The 16,532-nt window shown below is 63.3% G+C and carries 14 protein-coding genes and 1 pseudogene; 4 read left to right on the forward strand and 11 right to left on the reverse strand.

Annotation, left to right across the window (positions count from 1 at the left end; genetic code table 11):
- Positions 1–17: 17 nt before the first annotated feature.
- Positions 18–1,561, forward strand: a pseudogene (locus tag U0029_RS12265) (ABC transporter substrate-binding protein).
- A 70-nt stretch (positions 1,562–1,631) separates the two neighbouring features.
- Here the strand turns inward: U0029_RS12265 and U0029_RS12270 are convergent.
- The 10 genes from U0029_RS12270 to U0029_RS12315 all read right to left on the reverse strand — a co-directional run bounded on the left by U0029_RS12270 (position 1,632) and on the right by U0029_RS12315 (position 11,839).
- Positions 1,632–2,339: a flagellar brake protein gene (locus U0029_RS12270; RefSeq protein WP_114851799.1), complete on the reverse strand. Its 708-nt coding sequence runs from the start codon at positions 2,337–2,339 to the stop codon at positions 1,632–1,634.
- Between the two features lie 205 nt (positions 2,340–2,544).
- Positions 2,545–3,555 carry a diguanylate cyclase domain-containing protein gene (locus U0029_RS12275; protein ID WP_114851798.1) on the reverse strand — a complete coding sequence of 337 codons (1,011 nt, stop codon included), beginning with the start codon at positions 3,553–3,555 and terminating at the stop codon, positions 2,545–2,547.
- Between the two features lie 11 nt (positions 3,556–3,566).
- Entirely contained in the window at positions 3,567–4,595 is a 1,029-nt protein-coding gene (gene cheB, locus U0029_RS12280; RefSeq protein ID WP_114851797.1) for a chemotaxis response regulator protein-glutamate methylesterase, read from the reverse strand.
- Complete coding sequence (locus U0029_RS12285) at positions 4,592–6,811, reverse strand: hybrid sensor histidine kinase/response regulator (protein WP_114851796.1); 2,220 nt, start codon at positions 6,809–6,811, stop codon at positions 4,592–4,594. Before U0029_RS12285 ends, cheB begins: the two co-directional genes overlap by 4 nt.
- Positions 6,808–7,431: a chemotaxis protein CheW gene (locus U0029_RS12290; protein ID WP_114851795.1), complete on the reverse strand. Its 624-nt coding sequence runs from the start codon at positions 7,429–7,431 to the stop codon at positions 6,808–6,810. Before U0029_RS12290 ends, U0029_RS12285 begins: the two co-directional genes overlap by 4 nt.
- Complete coding sequence (locus U0029_RS12295) at positions 7,428–8,648, reverse strand: CheR family methyltransferase (RefSeq protein WP_114851794.1); 1,221 nt, start codon at positions 8,646–8,648, stop codon at positions 7,428–7,430. Before U0029_RS12295 ends, U0029_RS12290 begins: the two co-directional genes overlap by 4 nt.
- Positions 8,645–9,133 (reverse strand): chemotaxis protein CheW, encoded by a 489-nt coding sequence (locus U0029_RS12300; protein ID WP_114851793.1) that lies wholly within the window; start codon positions 9,131–9,133, stop codon positions 8,645–8,647. The genes U0029_RS12295 and U0029_RS12300 overlap by 4 nt, the downstream gene beginning before the upstream one ends.
- Positions 9,134–9,138: 5 nt before the next feature.
- Positions 9,139–10,758: a methyl-accepting chemotaxis protein gene (locus U0029_RS12305; RefSeq protein WP_114851792.1), complete on the reverse strand. Its 1,620-nt coding sequence runs from the start codon at positions 10,756–10,758 to the stop codon at positions 9,139–9,141.
- Between the two features lie 147 nt (positions 10,759–10,905).
- The gene (locus U0029_RS12310; RefSeq protein WP_012416705.1) at positions 10,906–11,064 is read right to left on the reverse strand and encodes a hypothetical protein; all 159 of its coding nucleotides are present in this window, start codon (positions 11,062–11,064) and stop codon (positions 10,906–10,908) included.
- A 121-nt stretch (positions 11,065–11,185) separates the two neighbouring features.
- The gene (locus U0029_RS12315) at positions 11,186–11,839 is read right to left on the reverse strand and encodes a thiopurine S-methyltransferase (RefSeq protein WP_012416704.1); all 654 of its coding nucleotides are present in this window, start codon (positions 11,837–11,839) and stop codon (positions 11,186–11,188) included.
- Between the two features lie 206 nt (positions 11,840–12,045).
- Between U0029_RS12315 and U0029_RS12320 the strand changes: the two genes are divergently transcribed.
- The 3 genes from U0029_RS12320 (at position 12,046) to U0029_RS12330 (ending at position 16,296) form a co-directional block, all read left to right on the forward strand.
- On the forward strand, positions 12,046–14,625 hold the full coding sequence (locus tag U0029_RS12320) for an aconitate hydratase AcnA (protein ID WP_082011669.1): 2,580 nt from the start codon (positions 12,046–12,048) through the stop codon (positions 14,623–14,625).
- An 88-nt stretch (positions 14,626–14,713) separates the two neighbouring features.
- Positions 14,714–15,604: a GntR family transcriptional regulator gene (locus U0029_RS12325; RefSeq protein ID WP_012416702.1), complete on the forward strand. Its 891-nt coding sequence runs from the start codon at positions 14,714–14,716 to the stop codon at positions 15,602–15,604.
- Positions 15,601–16,296, forward strand: a complete 696-nt coding sequence (locus U0029_RS12330; RefSeq protein WP_012416701.1) for a MarC family NAAT transporter — start codon at positions 15,601–15,603, stop codon at positions 16,294–16,296. The genes U0029_RS12325 and U0029_RS12330 overlap by 4 nt, the downstream gene beginning before the upstream one ends.
- On the opposite strand, the gene U0029_RS12335 is transcribed toward U0029_RS12330, so the two are convergent.
- On the reverse strand, positions 16,270–16,518 hold the full coding sequence (locus U0029_RS12335) for a hypothetical protein (protein WP_039051618.1): 249 nt from the start codon (positions 16,516–16,518) through the stop codon (positions 16,270–16,272). The two genes, U0029_RS12330 and U0029_RS12335, sit on opposite strands and share 27 nt — an antisense overlap.
- Positions 16,519–16,532 lie beyond the last annotated feature (14 nt).

A 16,532-nucleotide genomic window follows, 5' to 3' on the forward strand; every position in this document is an offset into this window, starting at 1 on the left:
TAGATTAGGGATTCACTATGACTTTGCACCGATTAGCCGCAGCGCTGGCCTGCGCCGCGCTGGCTCACCCCGTGCTGGCCGCTGAGCCGCTGCGCATTTCTTTCACGACCGACATCCGCTCCACGGAACCCGGCGTCAACCGGGACAGCAATAGCGATGCGGTCGTGCCGCACATCGTCGAAGGCCTGGTCGCTTACGGCGAGGACACGGAAATCCGGCCGCTGCTGGCCAAATCGGTGGATATCAGTCCCGATGGCAGGACCTATACCTTCAAGCTGCGCGACGGCGTGACCTTCCACAACGGTGAACCCCTGAGCTCGGCCGACGTGCTGTGGAGCTGGAATCACTATATGCGTCCGGACTCGGGCTGGCGCTGCGTGAGCGAATTCGACGGCCGCGGCCTGTCCAAGGTCGAAAGCGTGACCGCTCCAGACCCGAAGACCGTGGTGTTTCAGTTGGACAAGCCCAATGGCCTGTTCCTGGGTACGCTGGCGCGTCTAGATTGCGGCGGCACAGGCATTCTGAACCAAGCCTCCGTCAAGGCCGACGGGAGTTGGGACAAGCCCATCGGCACCGGCCCCTTCAGCCTCGCCGAATGGCGGCGCGGCGAATATGTGAGCCTGAAGCGTTTCGCCAACTACGCCAACCAGGACGGCAAGCGTGACGGCTACACCGGCTCGAAGCGCCCGCTGGTCGACGAGCTGCGTTTTGTCATCGTGCCCGACGATTCGACCGCCAAGGCCGCATTGCTGCGTGGCGACATCGACATCATCGAAGACCTTTCATATAACGATGTCCCGGTGCTGAAGAAAGAGCCTAGCGTCAAGGTCAGCTACGCCCCCTTGATGAGCATGACCGGACTGCTGATGCAGACCCGCGACCCTATACTGTCCAACCCCAAGCTGCGCGAGGCCATCGCCCACGCGATCGACTACGAACAACTGGCTGCCGCCGTGACCGAAGGCCTGGCCAAGGCCAACAACTCGGTGGTGCCACAGGCCTCGCCTTATTACGGCACGGTGCAGAACCAGGGCTGGAAGTACGACCCCGAACTGGCCCGCCAGCGGCTGGCCGAATCCGGCTACCGCGGTCAAGCGCTGAGCATTCTGGCCACCAAACGCTATCCGCAGTCGTATAACGCGGCCGTGCTGATTCAGGCGATGCTGCAAAGCGTGGGGATCAACGCCAAAATGGAAACCCTAGAATGGGCCACGCAACTAGACCGCTACAACGCGGGCAAGTATCAGATGATGACCTTTCCGTACTCGGCACGCCTAGACGCCGCGCTGAACTACGAAATGCTGACCGGCAACAAAGACAAGCAGCCGCGCAAGCTCTGGGACAACCCCAAGGCCATCGAACGGGTCGGCCAGGCTGCGCAGACCACCGATCATGCAGAACGTCAACGCCTGTTCGACGAACTGCACACGCTGTTCCTGGCCGACATCCCTTCGATCCCATCTATAACGGGATGGACGTCGGCGCCGTCCGCGCCAATGTCGAAGGCTATACCCCCTGGGCCGTGAAGAAACCTCGCGGCTGGGAAGTCGAAAAGAAATAAACCGGATTGTCCGGGATGCAGAACCCTGGCGCAGTAAGCGCCAGGGTTCTGCATTCGCGGCGCGCAAGCCTTAATTGCCGCGCTGACGGGCGATCATCTCGCGCTGCAAGGTATTCACATACGATTGAATACGGATACGGATGCCACTCTCGAGATCGACATAGGTGCAGCCGATACGACGGGCGACTTTGCCCTTGCCGATCTCCTGGTCCGCGCAGTGCACCACCCTTACCGTCAGGGCATAGGCACCCATGTCGGGCAGGCTCAGCACCCCGTCGTACTCATCGCCCAAGGCGGTGTCCATCTGTAGCTCTACATCGTTCAGAGCCAGGCCGGTCGAGCTGATGTCTTTCAAGGCCAAGGTCAGGCGGCGCCCTGCCATGGACCAGGTCGCAGGCTTGAGCACGGGCACTTCAATGCGGTAAGAATCGCGCCGCTGCATGCGGGAAATTGCCTGTGGCAACGCCATGCGCAAAGCGGGCCGGCCTTCATAAGTTTGCATGGACATCTGACTGCCCGTGAACGAAACGCGGATGTTGTCCATCGCAGTTTCGAACGATACGTCATCACCCGAAACGATGCGTTCGTTAAGGCTGCCGTTCTGAGCGGCGTCCAGCAGCACCTCCCCACGGTCTGCATCGAGGGCCAGCAGCGTGGTAACGCTATTGATGGGACGGCCCGGCACATGCATGAACACCAGTGTCTGCCGCTGCATGATAGCGAGCAGCAGATGCACGATTTCGAGACGTCCCGTGACCAGATAGTCTTCGTGGTCCATAGCTTTATGTCGTTCGCAGGCTTGCTGCGTCGACGCAGCTGTGACAAATTTCCGTGGCAATTTACCAGATTTTACATGCTCACACAGTGAGGCACGATGCAGGGAGCTATCTGCATCGAATTCCTAGTAAAATGCCGTCAATTACTGGCGATTTGTTACATCCGTGGCGCAACATTCCGATACTTCAGCGCTACCATCCCTTGCCTCAAGCCGCCGCCTGAACGATACGATTGCGCCCCTGCCGCTTGGCTTCATAAAGCCCGCGGTCGGCCTGCTCGATCAAATCCGTGAATGGCTGGCCGTTCCTTGGCGTGACGGTTGACACGCCGATACTCACCGTCAACCAGCTACCGGCGCCACTGCCCTCGTGCGGCAGCTGCATGGCCTCCACACTGCGGCGCAGTTTTTCAGCCGTCAGCCGGGCGCTGCCCGCGGCCTTGCCCGGCAACACCATCGCGAACTCCTCGCCCCCGAATCGCGCCGCAAGGTCTGTCGAGCGGTCGCAGCAAGCCAGGATGGCCGTCGCGACACGCTTGAGCGCCTCGTCGCCGGCGATATGGCCGTAGAGATCGTTAAACAGCTTGAAGTGATCGACGTCGATCATGAGCAGGCTGATCTCATGCTGTTCGCGATAGGCCCGGGCCCATTCCGCCGCCAGATATTCGTCCAGATAGCGGCGATTGCCCAAGCCCGTCAACCCATCGGAATTGGTGAGACGGCGCAGTTCCATATTGGTTTCTAGCAATTTCTGCTGACTCTGGCGCAAGGCCTGATAGGCCTCGTCACGCTGCTGGAGCGCGAGATAAGAACGCGAGTGATAACGCAGGCGTGCAACCAGCTCTATCGTGTCGGGCAGCTTGACCAGATAGTCGTTGGCGCCGGCGGCGAAGGCCGCGCTTTTAATCGCCGGATCTTCCCGGGTGGACAGAACAATGATGGGAATATCGCGCGTGACCGGATGCGCCCGATAGGCCTGCACCAGCGTCAAGCCATCCACGCCCGGCAGCACGAGATCCTGCAGGATGACGGTAGGCCGCATCTGCACGGCAGTCTTGAGCGCATCGTTAGGGTCCGAGCAATAGTGAAATTCGATTTCAGGCTCCGAGAGCAGAGCACGCCGTATCGCCTCGCCCACCATAATCTGGTCATCGACGAGCAACACCATGGCGCCGGCAGCTTCGGGAGCAGGAGGGTTTTCTGGTCTTTGGGCAAGCATAACTCGGATTCCTAGTTAAAGAGCGGATTGGCTGGCGGCGCGAAAACCTTTTCGAGGCGCGGCGCGATATCGCCCAAAGGCAGAATTTCACAGGCGGCGTCCAAAGCAGCAGCGGCCTTGGGCATGCCATACACGGCACTGGTGGCGCGATCCTGGGCAATCGTGAAAAAGCCCCGTTCGCGCATAGCCTTCAGACCGAGAGCGCCATCCTGGCCCATGCCGGTCAGCAGCACCCCGGCGGCGCGGCCGCGCCAATGCTGAGCAACGCTATGGAAAAACACGTCGATCGAGGGGCTATATACGCTTTCGCGGGGCTCTGCGGTGTAGTGGAGCTTGCGCTCGGCGCCCAACACGAGATGTTCGCCCGCGCCGGCCAAGAGCACCACGCCTGCCTCGGGCCGCAGCCCATCGGAGGCAAGCCGCACCGGCAGCGCGCACTGTTCATTCAACCATGCCGCCATGCCTGAGGTGAAGGCGGCGTCTACATGCTGAACCAGCACAATGGCGGCAGGAAAACTGGCTGGCAAGGCCCGCAGAACGGCGGCCAGAGAGGGCGGCCCGCCCGCCGAGGCGCCGATGACCACCAAGGCGGCGTCGGTATCGGAAGAGGCCATGGCGGTCGTTCGCTCGAGCGCCACCGTTTTCTTGCCGATGAGCCAGCCGGCATTACGAATTTTCCGCAGCAGCCGCTGTGCGGCAGCCTTGGGATCGCCCCGGCCCAGCACCGGGGTATCGACAGCGTCGAGCGCCCCATGTCCCATCGCCTCGAACACCAACGACGTGTGCTGCAGGACATCCGAGGTCACGACAATGATGGCGCAAGGCGATTCGGCCATGATGAGGCGGGTCGCCTCCACGCCGTTCATGACCGGCATCATCAAATCCATCAGGATCACATCCGGCAGGTCGGCCGCGCACCGGCGCACAGCCTGCAAGCCATCGCTGGCGATCCAGGCCAGACTCAGCTCCGGATCATGCGCCAGCGAGCGTCGCAAAGCCTCGACCGCCAAAGGCATATCGTTGACGATGGCAACTCTCATTTCTCGGGCTCCCCGATCAAGTCTTCGACGGCCTGCATGAGGGCATCGTCGTGAAAGCTGCTTTTCGCAAGATAGTAGTCGGCGCCGGCATCCAGCCCGCGCTGCCTGTCCTCCTCGCGATCTTTATAAGAGACCACCATCACGGGCGTGCCGCGCAGACGCGGATCGGCTTTCAGGCGGGTAACTAGTTCAATACCATCCATGCGCGGCATATCGACATCGGTGATGACCAGATCGAAGGCGTCGCCGCGCAACATATTCCAGCCTTCCATCCCATCGACCGCCACCGCCACGTCATAACCTCGATTGAGCAAAAGCTTGCGCTCGAGCTCGCGCACCGTCAACGAGTCGTCCACCACCAGCACACGGCGCCGGCTGCGCGCCTGGGCCCCCTGCATCTGGGCTGTCTCGCCCCCCTCGACCCATTGGCGCACCGACGCCAGCACATCCTCGACATCCAGAATCAGCAGCGGCGTACCGTCATCGAGCAAAGCACCCGCCATAATGTCGCGCACCTTGCCCAGGCGAGGGTCCAGCGGCTGCACCACCAGCGTGCGCTCGCTGAGATAGCGGTCCACCGCTACGCCATAGCGCGACTCCTGGTCGCCGATCAGCACCACGCAAACCTCATCGGCCGCCGCAGGTTCGGCGCCCAGCCGCAAAATCTGGCGGGCAGGCACGAGGCCGACGGACTGCCCTTGAAAACGAAAGTACTGCCGGCCCTCGAGCTGGCCGATTTCAGCCAGGGGCACTCGCAAAGCCCGCTGCACGGCGGCCAGCGGAAAAGCGTAGATATCGCCATCGATCTCCACCAGCAAACTGCGCAGAACCGACAGGGACAAGGGCAGCTCAAGCGAAAACCGGCTTCCCTGCCCAGACTCCTGCTGCACCCTGACGCTGCCGTGCAGCTCGCGCAACACACTTTGCACCACATCCAGGCCAACGCCACGCCCCGATATTTCACTGACCTCTGCCCGGGTGGAAAAACCGGAAAGAAACAAGAACTCCAGCAGTTCCGCCTGCGACAGCCGGGCGGCGGTTTCGGCATCGGTCAGCCCACGCTCGATGACCTGCCGGCGCAATAGCTCGACATTCATGCCCGCCCCATCGTCCGTCACCTCTATCACCAGCCGGCCTGCGGCGTGGCGCGCGCTCAACACAATCAAGCCTTCCGGCGACTTGCCGGCGGCGACCCGTGCTGCGGGCATTTCGATGCCGTGATCGAGGGCATTGCGCAACAGCTGCATAAGCGGCGAATCCAGCTTGTCGATGATGTCGCGATCGACCGGAGTGTCTTCCCCCTGAATTTCCAGACGCACCTGCTTGCCCAGCGCGCGCGCCAGATCGCGCGCCACCCGGGGCAGACCATGCACACAGTCACCGAAGGGACGCATGCGGCAGGCCAGCGCCGTGTCATACAGCCGCTGGCTCAGATCTCCCAGGCGCCAGCTGAACTGTTCTACCTCCTGGGCGCGCTGACTCAACTCTCCCTGCACATGACGCAGCCGCGCGTGGACATCCTCCAGCGCCAGACGCAGGCCCTCGGAGGCCCCCTCCTCGTCCAGCGCGGCGCGCGCGAGTTCCAGGGCCTTGATTGCCTGTGCCTGCGTCCGGCGCAAATGCTGCAAGCTGCCGCCAAAAGGCGCGATCCAATGCGACTTGACCAGACTTTGGCTGGACAGGCCAAGCAGGCGGTTCAAGGTGTCGGCGTTGACCCGCAGTACCCGCTCACCCTGCAATCCCGGCGCTTCTGCCGGACTCTGGTCGGCCGCCCGGCGCTGGGGCATTACCGGCATGGCGTTGATGACGGGTTCGGGAACGCCGCTGGCCGAGGGTGCGGCACGCCCCTCCAGCCGCGCGATCCAATCATCGATCTCGGTGTCCAGGGGCGCATTCGTCTGCGCCGCGCGCTGCAACATATCCGCGCCTTGCAGCAAAACGTCGATATTCGCCGCCGACAGCACCAAGCGCATCTGCTGGGCCGCCATGAGGCAGTCCTCCATCGCGTGAGCGATACGCACGGCCGGCTCCAGGTCGACAATGCGGGCCGCCCCTTTCAAAGAATGCACCGCCCGCATGCAAGCCTCGATATCCCGCATCGAGGCGGGATCGCTCTCCAATGCCAGCAGGCCATCGTTTAGGATCTGTACCTGGCTGCTGGTCTCCATCTGAAAGAGTTCCAGCAAGGAGGCATCACGCATTTGTTCCGGATTCATGCGAGGCTCTGTTCCAGCGCGTTCATCAAGATATCTTCGTCCAGCACGCCAACCAGGCGGGATGCGCAATACGCCATGCCGCGTGAAAACCGCGCCGGGGCATATTGCACTGTCAGGGGTATCGGCTCCAGCGCAGCGCCATCCACGCCATGAATGCCGCCCACTTCGTCGACAGGCAGCACCACACGGCGGGCGCCCTTGCCGAAAATCAGCATCCGGGGAACACAGGCGCGCGCCGGCACAGTCAGGCCGAGCACCTGCGCCAGGGAAAGACAAGGGGTCAAGGTGCCACGGATATTGGTCAAACCCAACACCGCCGGGTCGCGTTGATGCGGCAGGCGCTGAATAGGGCGCATGGCCGCAACCTCTTCCAGCGAGCGGCTGGGCAAGGCCAGCCATTCCGGCCCCACCCGGAAAACCAAAAGCGCCAACGAGGCGCGGCTGGCTGCGCGCAAAGGCGCGGGCGCGGACTCCTGCGGCGGCAGGCTATCTAGAACCGTGCGCGCAGCGGCAGCGTAAACATCGCAATTACGGCAATGGATGACCTCCGGCAGGCGCTCGCAACGATGGTCTCCCTGCACGCCAATGCGGTTCCAGCAATCGTTCAGGCGTTTCATCATGGCCCCAATCTCCTGGCGCGGGCGCTCAGACGCTCTGACGCCTCTTGCTTGCCTTCGGCATGCAGCAGGGCTGCAAGCTGCAACATCGCCTGACGATGGGCCGGGTCCAAATACAGGGCCTTGCGGTAGGCATCATGCGCTGCCTCGACCTGCCCGCCGGCATCTTTGATCAGGCCGCGCAGATACCAAATCCCGGCGCTGGCGCCATGCTTGGCCATAAATGCCTCGCTGGCGGCCCAGGCTTCATCCAGCCGGCCCTGATCGGCCAAGGCCGCGACGGATTGCAAGGCCGCGTCACGCTGCGCCGCATCAACCGGCGGGGAGGCCGGCGGAGGGACTGGCAGCAGCCGGACGGCCGACGAAAAGGCCGGAGGACGGGGTGCGGCTTGCGACAAAGCGGCCACTGAGGACCTGTCAGGCGCTCGCCGGGGCCGCAAGGCCGGCATGGGCGCGGGCCTGGCCGAAAAAGCGAAAGCCCCGGCTCCCGCCAGAGCCGGATAGCCACGCGCGGTCAACAGGCTGGCCTCGGCCGGCCCCACGAAAATGGCGCCATCCGTACTCACCATGCGGGTCAGTGTGGCCAAAGCCCTCGCCTGCGTCGTGCTGTCGAAATAAATCAGCAGATTGCGGCAGAACAAGACATCGTAGCCAGGCAAGCCAGCCTGCAGCACCGGGTCAAACAGATTGCCCTGCATGAATCGCACGCAATTCATGACCGCACGGGACAACTGCCCATGCGCATCGAAATAGCGCAAACGGAAGCCCTGCTCTCCACCGCGAAAGGCATTGCGGCCATAACGGCCAGCCTGCGCCACAGCAAGCGCACGCTCACTGACATCCACCCCATCGATGCGGAACGCCTCCGGCTTGAGCCCCGCGTCCAGTAAGGCCATCGCGATGGAATAAGGCTCCTCTCCCGTAGAACAGGGCAGGCTCAGGATGCGCAGTTCGCCACGGTGCCGCAGCGCCAGGCCAGCCAGCGCCTTGAGGGATTCCGGGTAGCGGAAAAACCAGGTTTCCGGCACCACCACGGCCTCGATAAGCTGCTGCATTTCCTCTTCGCTGCTGAGCAGCCGGGTCCAATAGCTGGCCTCATCATCCACACCGCTGGCCTGCATGCGCAAGCGCACTGCCCGCGATACGGCCGCCTCGCCGATACAAGCGGTATCCAAACCGATACGGCGCTTGAGCAGCTCGGGAAAGTCGGGCTGAATCATGGCGCGGGCTCCGGGTAAAGCAGGGCTTTGACCTCGTCATCGAGCAGCCTGTCTAAGTCCGCGCGCTGAATCAAGCCGCGCGCATCGCGAATGACAGGCCCCAGAAAGGGCGCGCCATCCTGGCGTAAACCGCCCGGCTCAAAGCGGTCCGGGTCTAGCCGCAGGGTATCGGTCACGCCCTCGAGCAACAGACCCAGGAGACGCGCGCTTTCCTGCCCAAAAGGCCGCACGACGACGATACGGGTGCTGGTCAGGCGGGGCGCAGCGCCTTCGCCTGCCGCAGCGCTGACATCCACCACAGGCAGGGGGTGTCCGCGGTAGTCCAGCAGGCCAAGCACCCAGACTGGCGTGCCAGGCAATTGCTTGATCGGCGCAGGCCCCAGGACCTCGACCACCAAGGCGCAGTCCAGCGCATAACGGTCGGCGCCGATACGAAATTGCAGGTAGAGACGTTCGCGCCCATAGCGATCGGCATTGCCGCTCATGCGCGCTACACCTTGAAGCGTGCCACACCGCTGCGCAAATCGCTGGCAACGATATTGAGATCATCGATGGCCTGGGCCGATTGGCGCAGCGACTCGACGGTTTGCTGCGCGGCATCGCCGAGCTGCTGCAGGGCCTGATTAATTTGCTCGGCTCCCACGGCCTGGGTCTGCATGCCCTCATTGACCATTTGCACGCGTGGCGCAAGCGACTGCACCTGCTGGATGATCTGCGAGAGCTGCTCACCGATTTCCTGCATATCACTCATGCCGCGCCGCACTTCTTCGGAAAATTTATCCATTCCCATGACACCCGCCGACACCGCCGACTGGATCTCGCGCACGATCTGTTCGATGTCGTGCGTCGCCACGGCGGTCTGGTCGGCCAGACGGCGAATCTCCGTGGCAACCACGACAAAGCCCCGCCCGTACTCGCCAGCCTTCTCGGCTTCGATGGCGGCATTCAGGGACAGCAGATTGGTTTGGTCGGCCACCTTGGTGATCGTGGTCACAACCTGATTGATGCTGCCGGCCTTCTCATTAAGCACGGCCAGCTTGCCATTGATCGAACTCGCCGCGCCGACCACATTGCGCATGGTGTCTTCCATGCGGCCCAGGCCAAGCTGGCCCTGGCCCGCCAATTGGGCGGTTTGTTCGGCAGCGCCCGACACCTCATCCATCGTGCGCACCAAATCCCGCGAGGTCGCGGCGATCTCGCGCGAGGTGGCCCCGATCTCGGTCGTGGTGGCGGCAACCTCGGAGGCGGTCGCCTGCTGCTGGCGCGCCGTCGCGGCGATCTCCGTCACCGAGGTCGCAACCTGTACTGCGGAACGCTGGGTGCGCCCCACCAGGCCGGTCAGCTCTTCGACCATGCCATTAAAGCCGATCTCGATACTATGGAATTCATCACGCCGCTCCAGCGCCATGCGCTGGGTCAGATCGCCCCCGCTCATGCCAGCCAGCATCCTGACGATTTCGCGCACGGGCCGGACAACGGAGCGCAGCAAGAGATAGCCGCAAATCATGGCGACCAAAATGGCAATGCTCAGCCAGATCAGCAGGCTGAACTGCGCATCGTCGATGGTTTTCTGGATACCCTGGGCAGCCCGATCGGCCTGCGCCTTGTTTTCGGCCACCATGCGCGCCAGCACATCGCGCCCGACACTAAAGGCCCGGCGCAGATCATTGCGGATGAAGCGCCGCGCCGCATCGGTTCCGGCAAACTCCGGCAACGTTAGCAAACGCTCACGCAGTGCTTTGTAGGCGGCGTAATCAAGCAGAAACGCTTTGAATATCTCGCGATCGTCGGCGCGCAGAACGGTCTGGTCATACTGCCGGATGAGCTCATCCAGTGCCCGGTCATGTTCGGGCAGGGACTGCAAGGCGGCACGGCGCGCCGCCGGATCTTCGCTGTCGTAAGCGTCCTGCAAGGCCACAAAGCCCATAAACCAGGCGGCGCGGATCGAGGTGCTGTAGTAGATCCCCGGCACCGCGTCCGTATTGATGACGCCCACCTCGTTTTCGATGTGCTCCAGCCGGTTGTAATCCAGCCCGGAGGTCAAACCCATGATGCCAAGGATGACCAGAAAACTGCCTAACAGACGCTGGCGTAGCGTGAGATTCTTCATCGGAGACCTTGAAATTCGCCGCAGGATGCGGCGTCATAACAGGGATGATTATTGCAGGAGCGCACACAATTAAATGCAACGCCTACTAAATATTTCTCTCCGCTGTTTTGGCGCTTACCCGAGGCAGGCCCCGACAGGGCTTTGGCGTCAGCGGCCGGTATCGGGATAATTGGGCCCGGCGTCGTGGAAACCGCCACTGCTGTAGGGATTGACCGCGCCGGGGTGCGGCGGGCCTGGATGCGCAAACTGGCCCGAAACGCAGCCGGACAGCAAGGCGGAAAAACAGATCAGGAACAGGGCTTTCATACGATTTCTCCGGTACCGGCCGAAGCCCGGCAGCAGGTGTGGCAAGGGGCAGCGCTGCCCGCAGGGCAGTTTGAGCGGGCTCGCAAGGATTCTATAACGCCATCGAGACAGGCTTAGCGGGTTACGAGGCTGCACTCAAGCGGAAAACCAAGGTGTCCAGTCTGCTGACGCCGCGCTCGGCAAACTTGGGCTCCTTCTCCAGAATGTCACGACGGTCCCATAGATGGGCCTGCTCGCCAAACAGCGCCTGCACCTCGGCCTCGTCGACCGAGAAAGGCGGGCCTTCCATTTGTGTTTGAGGGTAATCCAGCGTCAGCAACAGCCCGCGGTAGCCGGCCGGCATCTGTCCATAGACATGGTTAGCATAGGCGCGCCGCATCGTCTCGGGCAGCGCCACCAGGGCGGCGCGGTCATACACACCCAGGCAATCCTTTAGCGCTGCGTCGTCGAGCTTGAAGATATCGCCGCAGATCAATTCGACACCGTTGGCCGCGTAATGCTGGCCGTAGGCGCTCTCCCACCGGCGTGGGGCCCAACCCTGTTCGGCGAAAAACTGCTGCACGGCCAGCGACGAAAGCTCGACTCCCAAAACCTCATGGCCCTGTTCGGCCAGCCACACCATGTCCAGCGACTTACCCGCCAGAGGCACCAGCACGCGCGCGCCAGTCGGCAGTGCCAGGCGGGGCCAGTACTTGGGCAAGAGCGGCGTAACACGGTCTTGATGAAAACCTGTTTTTCCCTCACGCCAACGATCCAGCCAGAAATCCGCGTCCATGCTCTCCCCTTGTTCAGCGCACCGCGACAGGCGGTGTCAGCGCATTGTAGAGGCCACGCGCGCCCTTCGATCTCCGGGCCAGCGCAGGCTATTGAGAGGCCTTGATACCGATAGGGCCCGATGAGGCCAGGCGGATCGCGCCGCAGCGACGTTCAGCCCGAGCATCATGGATGAATAATTGCTTTTTAAAATTGAAAAATGCAATAATGCCGGGCATGACTACCGCGTCTTTCTCTCCGGCTACGCTGACTGTCGGCAACGACCGCTATTTCATCGTCGACCTTCCCGCACTCGATGCCGGCCCCCTGCCAGTCGTGTTACGCCTGCTGCTGGAAAACGCCGTGCGCCATATGCGCGGCGCCGAACGTGAAGCCGCTGTCGCCGCGCTGCGCGATTGGCTGCGCGCAGGCTGCAGCCATGCCGAGATCGCTTTCCAGCCTGGCCGGGTACTCATGCACGACACGACCAGCACTCCTGCCCTGGTCGATATCGCCGCCATGCGCGACGCGCTGGCCGAAGCGGGCGCCGATCCTGCCCGGCTCAACCCCTGCCTGCCGGTGGACGTGTCGGTCGATCATTCGCTGGCTGTCAACGCCTATGCCCGCCCCGACGCGGCCCGCCTGAATATCGCGCATGAAATCCGCCTCAACCGCGAGCGCTATCAGTTCCTGCGTTGGGCCAGCAGCGCGCTAAACGGCGTGCGCATTCACCCGCCGGGCACTGGCATCATGCACACCATCAACCTGGAGCAGCTCGCCACGCTGGTGCAGATTGAGCTCCGTGAGGGCGAGCCCTGGGCGGTTCCCGACATGATGTTGGGCACCGACAGCCATACGCCGATGATCAACGGCATCGGCGTACTGGGCTGGGGCGTGGGCGGCCTGGAAGCGCAGACCGTGATGTTCGGCATGCCCACCATGCTGCGCATCCCGGAGGTGATTGGCGTCGAGCTGACCGGCGCCCTGCCGCCAGGCTCGCTGGCGACCGATCTGGCGCTGACCGTCACCGAACGTCTGCGCGCCATCGGCGTGTCAGGCGAGTTTGTGGAGTTCTTCGGCCCGGGCGTGTCCGGCCTGTCTGCCGGCACACGGGCCGTCGTCGCCAATATGGCGCCCGAATACGGGGCAAGCACCGCTTATTTCCCGCCCGACGAAGAAGCGCTGGACTATCTGCGCCAAACCGGCCGCGACGAAAAAGCCCTCACGCTGGCGCGGGCCTATCTGCAACGCAACGGCCTGTGGTTCGATCCGCAGGCCCGGCCGCGCTACACACAGACCCTGCACATCGCGCTGGAGCAGATCGGCGCCAGCGCAGCCGGGCCGCGCCGGCCACAGGACCGCCTGCCCCTGGCGCGCATCCCACAGGCCCTGGCAGGTTTTGCCGGGGGGACGGACAATCTGCCCGCCCATCCTGTCGCCATCGCGGCCATCACCAGTTGCACCAACACCAGCGACCCCGCCTTGCTGATGGCCGCCGGTCTGCTTGCACGCAAGGCCCGCGCGCGCGGGCTGCGCGCCGCCCCCTGGACCAAGACCTCGCTGGCGCCCGGATCGCCGGCCGCCCTCAGTTATCTAAAACGCGCCGGTTTGCTGGACGACCTGGCCGCTGTCGGTTTTGACATTGTCGGCTTTGGCTGCAGCACTTGCATCGGCAACTCGGGCGCCTTGCCGGAGCGCATCGAACAAGCCCAGCGCGCTGGCGCGGCTCGCCCAGTCGCCATTTTGTCCGGCAACCGCAACTTCCCGGGCCGCGTACATCCCGATTTGGAACTCGGCTTTCTCATGTCGCCGCCCATGGTGATCGCCTACGCCCTGGCTGGTGACGCAGGCCTGGATTTGATGCATGGGCCAATCGGCCGGGATGGCCAAGGCCAGCCCGTCATGCTGGCCGATCTCTGGCCGGATGAGGCAGACATTCAGGCCTGCTTGAAACAAGGCCTGTCCACCCATGATTTCGCCCATGACTTCGCGCAGGCCGCGCGCAATCCCGCCTGGCATGCCTTGCCGGCGCCCGCAGGCGCGCGCTTTCCCTGGGACCCCGCATCCACCATCTTGCGCCGCCCTCCGTTTGCCGCAAGTGATGCGGGCTGCCTGCTAGGCCATTACACGGCCTATCCCCTCCTGGTGCTGGGCGATGACATCACGACCGACCATATTTCACCTGCCAGCGCTATCCCGGCCGACAGCCTGGTGGCGGACTATCTTGAAGCATGCGGCGAAAACAGGCATGAGCTGAACGTCTTTGCTTCCCGGCGCGGCAATTGGGAAGTCATGTTGCGGGCGGCCTTCTACAGCCGCACGCTCAGCAACCACTTGGCGCCCGACGCGCCGGTGGCGCACACCCGGCATCTGCCCAGCGGCGAGCTCATGCCGATCTGGCAGGCGGCGGCCCGCTATCAGGCGGAGAAACAAAGCGTCGTGCTGGTCGCGGGCGAACGCTATGGCACCGGATCTTCGCGCGACTGGGCCGCCAAGGGGCAGCGCCTGCTCGGCATCCGCGCCGTGCTGGCGAAGAGCTTTGAGCGCATCCATCGCTCCAATCTGATCGGCATGGGTGTGCTGCCGCTGCGCCTTCCGGCGAATTGGCCCGGACTTCAGACAGGCGAGCGCGTCGAGATCGATGCGGCCGATATTCAACCGCGCGCCACCGTAGCCGTGCGCATCTGGCATGCCGATGGAAGCCGCAGCGCCTGCGACGCCACGGCGGCGGTGGAAACCCAGCTCGAATGCGAGCTGCTGCGCGCTGGCGGCGTGATTCCCAGCATTCTGCAACGCGCCCTATCCTGACGGCGGACCCGCCTGCCAGCCTGGCAGGCCCTGACCGCGATCTCCGGCGCCGCTTCCACGGCGCAGATTCCGGGTTAAAGTCATCCGCATGAACCCTCCAAACGCCATCGCTGCCCAGATCATTCGCTTGATCCAGACGCAAAGACTGGCGCCGGACGCACACTTGCCCGCCCAGTGGCTGGCCGACCAATTGCGCGTCTCGCGCACCCCTGTCAACGACGCGCTGCAAGAACTGGCGGCGCAAGGATTGCTCCTGCGGCAACCCAATCGCGGCTATTTCGTGACCGCCGCCGCGCACCAGGTAACGCTGAACGCGCCGGCCGCGACCGGCGACCAAGCCTATTTCCGCATCGCTGACGACCTGCTGCGCGGTGATCTGCCCGACGCCGTGACGGAAGCGCAATTGCGTCAGCGCTATAAGCTGACCGTCGCGCAACTGAATGCCGTGCTTGATCGCATCGCGGCCGAAGGCTGGATTTCGCGCCGCCCCGGCTATGGCTGGGAGTTCTCGCCCATGCTGCGCACTCCCGACGCCTTGCTGCAATCCTACCGGCTGCGCCTGGCGCTGGAGCCGGCCGCCTTGCTCGAACCGGGCTACCGGCTAGACCCGGTAGTGTTGGCCCGTTGCCGGCAGGCCGAGCAGCATCTCCTCGACGGCGGCATAGACAGCGACAGCGCCGACCAGATTCACGAACGCGGCGTGCGTTTTCATGAATCATTGGTCGAGGCCTCCGGCAATGTGTTCTTCATCGACGCCATCCGCCGTGTGAACCGTGTGCGCCGCCTGCTGTCCTACCGCTTCATGCGCGACCGTACACGCTACCGCAGCCACTGCGAGCAGCATCTGCACATCCTGGATCTGCTGGAAGCCGGACGTTGCGGGGCGGCCTCCCGGGCGCTGCGCGAGCATTTGCAGCACACCCTGCGCGGCATCGAACAACTCGCCCCACTCCTGCACGCCGAGACCCTATCGCCATGATCAACGACGTTATCGACCTCTTCAAACTCACCGGACTGGGCCTGACCCTCATGCTGCCGCTGGCCAATCCGCTCACATCCATGACGCTGCTGCTTTCCTTGAGCGAACACATCCCCTTCCGGGAACGCCAAAAGCAGATTCGCCAGGCAACCTTCTATGTCATTGGCATCATGCTGGTGACCTTCTACGCCGGCACCTGGATCATGAGCACCTTTGGCATTTCGATCCCGGGGCTGCGCATCGCTGGCGGCTTGATCGTCGCGGCCATCGGTTTCAACATGCTATTTCCGCAGACCACCACGGACGATATTCCCGAGGCCGACGCCGCCACCAACATCGCCGAACGCAGCGTGCCCAATATCGCTTTCGTGCCCCTGGCCATGCCGGGCACAGCCGGTCCGGGCACCATCGCCATGATTGTGAGCGCCACGTCTACCATCCACACCGATCACGAGTATTCGCGCTGGGTGCTTGAGGTCACGCCTATCCTGGTGTTTTTGCTCTTGGGCCTGCTGTTCTGGGTCTGTCTGCGGTCCGCGGGCCGCATCGTGAAAATCATCGGGCACGATGGCGTGCAGGCGATCTCTCGCGTGATGGGCTTTTTGCTGGTTTGCATGGGCGTGCAATTCATCATCAATGGGGTGCTCGAAATCGTGACGACCTATCTAAGCAGCCACCCCCACATCGGGTAGTTGGCCGGCGAGGCAAGCCAGACCCAGCATAGCGGGCTGATGATGAAGCTTGGAGGCGGCGTTTTTTTCGTGCTTCTGGCCGGGAAAGACGCCCGACAAGCTCACCGCAGCCTGGTTCAAGAGCCAAGCGGCGGCGCTCAGACCGAGCAGCCAGGAATCCGCGTTAAGGCCGCGCTTAGCGGCCTTGCCCGGAAAGCCGTGGTGCAGACTGCCGCTACGCAAAGACCTAGGTCAGC

The organism is Bordetella avium, assembly GCF_034424645.1.
Taxonomy (GTDB): Bacteria; Pseudomonadota; Gammaproteobacteria; order Burkholderiales; family Burkholderiaceae_B; genus Bordetella; species Bordetella avium.